The sequence below is a fragment of the Chamaesiphon sp. genome (assembly GCF_041738855.1).
In the GTDB taxonomy this organism is placed as follows: domain Bacteria; phylum Cyanobacteriota; class Cyanobacteriia; order Cyanobacteriales; family Chamaesiphonaceae; genus Chamaesiphon.
The window spans coordinates 1-3,240 of record NZ_JBGSPA010000093.1 but is presented as its reverse complement, the minus strand read 5'-3'; the positions used below and the strand labels follow the sequence as shown (position 1 = coordinate 3,240).

Annotated in this window: 5 protein-coding genes and 1 pseudogene; 1 reads left to right on the top strand and 5 read right to left on the bottom strand. The window is 41.9% G+C overall.

Going from position 1 to position 3,240, the window contains the following annotated elements; translation table 11 throughout:
* A pseudogene (locus tag ACEW9I_RS09005) lies at nt 1-363 on the top strand (mechanosensitive ion channel family protein); the annotation flags it as partial.
* Nucleotides 364-400: 37 nt separating this feature from the next.
* On the opposite strand, the gene ACEW9I_RS09000 reads toward ACEW9I_RS09005, so the two are convergent.
* The 5 genes from ACEW9I_RS09000 to ACEW9I_RS08980 form a co-directional block, all read right to left on the bottom strand.
* Entirely contained in the window at nt 401-727 is a 327-nt protein-coding gene (locus ACEW9I_RS09000; RefSeq protein WP_373540013.1) for a thioredoxin family protein, read from the bottom strand.
* 28 nt (nt 728-755) lie between these two features.
* Nucleotides 756-1,703 carry a thioredoxin-disulfide reductase gene (gene trxB, locus ACEW9I_RS08995; RefSeq protein WP_373540012.1) on the bottom strand — a complete coding sequence of 316 codons (948 nt, stop codon included), beginning with the start codon at nt 1,701-1,703 and terminating at the stop codon, nt 756-758.
* A gap of 3 nt (nt 1,704-1,706) precedes the next feature.
* Complete coding sequence (locus tag ACEW9I_RS08990; protein WP_373540011.1) at nt 1,707-2,582, bottom strand: cytochrome c biogenesis protein CcdA; 876 nt, start codon at nt 2,580-2,582, stop codon at nt 1,707-1,709.
* Nucleotides 2,583-2,612: 30 nt separating this feature from the next.
* Nucleotides 2,613-2,864, bottom strand: coding sequence for a hypothetical protein (locus ACEW9I_RS08985; RefSeq protein ID WP_373540010.1), 252 nt, complete (start codon nt 2,862-2,864; stop codon nt 2,613-2,615).
* 4 nt (nt 2,865-2,868) lie between these two features.
* A partial coding sequence (locus ACEW9I_RS08980) for a TlpA family protein disulfide reductase (RefSeq protein ID WP_373540009.1) occupies nt 2,869-3,240 on the bottom strand: 372 nt, incomplete at its 5' end.

Here is a 3,240-nt window from a genome sequence, read left to right as displayed (position 1 = left end):
CTAGCGCGCACGCTGATCCAGCAAATTGCCGAGGAGGTTGTAGGAGAATATGTACCGCTGGCTAAAACAGAATGGAAAACGATGGTGCGTAAATATCTAATTGAAGATGCCAGAATCGAACCAATGATTTCGCTAGTCACCAATGATAATTGGATGGAATTTACCCTCCGGTACGTGGTGGATTATAAGGCGCGGCGGGTGAAAAAAGACCAGCTATTTACCCGCGTTCTCGATGAATTTTTCGATACAAATGGGCGAGTGGAGTTTGCTTCAGCTACTTTCCACTTAGTGGAAGCTCCAGTATTTAATGTAAGATTGACCGATGGTGGTGGCAAAGATGTTCTGCCGCGATCGGCTGATTGAAATCAATATTATTTACAGATTTCTGCCGACAATCCGATTAGATCGATTTCTGAATGGCTTGTATATAGACCTTTTTCGGCTTGAGTCCGACAATTTTTTCAATTAGTCGATCGCCTTTGTATAAAACTACAGTTGGAACGCTACGAATACCTAATTCGATCGCGAGATCTGGCTCCTCAGTCATATCTATTTCAACTAAATGAAAGTTACCATGTTGTTCGGTGGCGAGTTGATGTAAAACAGGTCTGAGGGTATCGCAAGAGCTACAGTGCGGCGCACTAATTTCGAGCAAAATCAGTTTGTCGGATTCACTTTTTAATCGTTCAAAAGCGGCACCACCTTGGGGAAAAGTTTGAGCTGACATAAATAATTACCTCTAAATTATCTGTAAATTAATGAATTTCTGCTAACCAACGTTCGGCTTCTAGTGCTGCCATACAGCCCGTCCCAGCGGCGGTAATCGCTTGACGATAGATGTGGTCTTGGACATCTCCAGCAGCCCAGACTCCGGCAATATTAGTGGCTGTGGATTTACCAATGGTTTTGATATAACCTTTGTCATCTAAATCTAAGCTGTCTTGAAAAAGTTGGGTGTTCGGTGTATGTCCGATCGCATAAAATAACCCACCTACTTTTAATTCCGTAATTGTGCCAGCAGCTTGGCTCTGAATTTTCACACTCTGGAGCACATCATCACCATTAGCTTCGATCGGTAATGCTTGCCAATGTACCTGGATTTTTGCGTGATTTAAGACTCGCTGCTGCATGATTTTAGATGCCCTCAAGCGATCGCTTCTGACTAATAAATGAACTTTACTCGCATATTTTGTGAGATATAGAGCTTCTTCTGCTGCCGAATCACCCCCACCAACTACGGCAATTTCCACATCTTTAAATAATGGATTTGTGCCATCACAAATTGCACATGCAGAAATCCCATTATTCCAGAATTTATCTTCGCCAGGGATATGCAATCGCCGTGCAGTTGCCCCAGTACAAATAATTACCGCCTGAGTTTTTACTTCGAGATCGTCAGTAGCAATCGAAAAAGGTCTGTGGCTAAAATCCACCTTGACCACATCATCAGTGACTAATTTAGCACCCCACCGGATCGCCTGTTGGCGCATTTCTTTCATCAATTGTGGCCCTTGAATCCCCTCCGCAAATCCTGGATAATTCTCGACTTCGGTAGTTGTCATCAATTGACCTCCGGGCAACCCTCCCGCTGCAAATCCTTCAAATACAATTGGTTGTAATTGAGCGCGTCCGGCATAGATTGCCGCTGTATAACCTGCTGGCCCCGAACCAATTATTACTAGTTGTTCGATCGTGTTTTTCATATATTAATTAGTCGGCAAAAACCACTGTACGCCAGTAAACATATAATAAATTCCTGCCAAAATCAAAGCCACACTCCCAAATTTAGTAATGCTTTCTGAATATTTCAATAGTAAGTTTGCTTGCTTGGCAAAACCAGTGAGTAAACTAGCTAAAAAGATAATGATGGTATAACCAAAGGCGTAACTTGCCATTGTTAATACAGCAAGTAATTGCGAATCACTAGCACCTGCGGCGGCTAGCACTGCAAATAGAACCGGACTCGCACAGGGCGAACTAACTAAAGCAAAAGTCAAACCCACACCAAAGGGGCCAAAATTAGCACCATCGAGATTAATTTCTGGCAAAGGAATCTTAATCCAGCCCATTAAACCAAAACCCATAATCAGAATAATCGCGCCGACAATGACATTAATATGTCCGCGATATTCTACCATTACCATGCCAGCAAAAGAAGATGCTAAACCAAAGAGACTGAGAATAATAACATTCCCTAAAACAAATAATCCAGCTTTCAGGAAAGCATCACCACGAGACTTAATATTACGAGTGCCGATATAGCTTAAATTAAGTGGTAATAGTGCTAAAATGCAGGGAGAAACACTAGCAATTAAGCCCCCAATCAAAGCTAGTGGCATGAGTACGAGTGGATTGGCAGTATCTTGTTTAGAAAACCATTCTTGGTAGCGGTTTTCAACGAATGAAATCAGGTGTTCGAGTCCTTGAGAGATAGGGCCAGTAATCAGTAAAGCTAATACTAATCCTAATAATCCTAGTCCGCCAAATATCAGCCATTTCCTAGGTAGCTTTTGAATGATTTTTTTAATTCCAACTGGTTGTGAATTGACATTAATGATGTCATGCTCTTGGTTTGGTTTCATAATATTCTCCTGGAATTGCTAGAATATGTTTCACTTAGCGATCGCTACATCTAAGACCTTGGTATAAGCATCTATGGCGGGATTATTACGATGCTGTGCTAAGATATTTCCCGTTGCTGGATCGACAATAGTTAGGGAACCAGTTTGAGTTTTATTTGTGGCTAAAAATTCGCTGAGTCCTAGTTCTTTAGCTTTCGCTATAAAAGGTAGCGTTAACAAATGAATCGATCGGATGTATTTCTGGACTCGATCGAGCAGCCAAGTCCAGAAACATCCAGACAACCTGCTACTTGCTGGCTAGGGCTGTATCCAATACACTTGTATAATCAGCTTTGTTAGGGTTATTACGATGTTGTGCCAAGATTTTGCCCGTAGCTGGATCGACAACAGTTAGCGAGCCTGTTTGAGTTTTATTAGCTGCAAAAAACTTACTGAGTCCAAGTTTTTTAGCTGTTGCTTCAGCTTTGGCAGCACTGGATTTATCAGACACATCTAAGACGACAAAATTAACTTTACCTGCATATTGTTGTTTCAGTTGTGAAACAGTGGGTGCAATATTTTTGCAAGCAGGACACCAACTAGCGTAAATATCCACAACTACTGGTTTGCCTTGCAATTGTTGAGCGAGTGGCCCACCAACAGAACTTGCAGAACTACT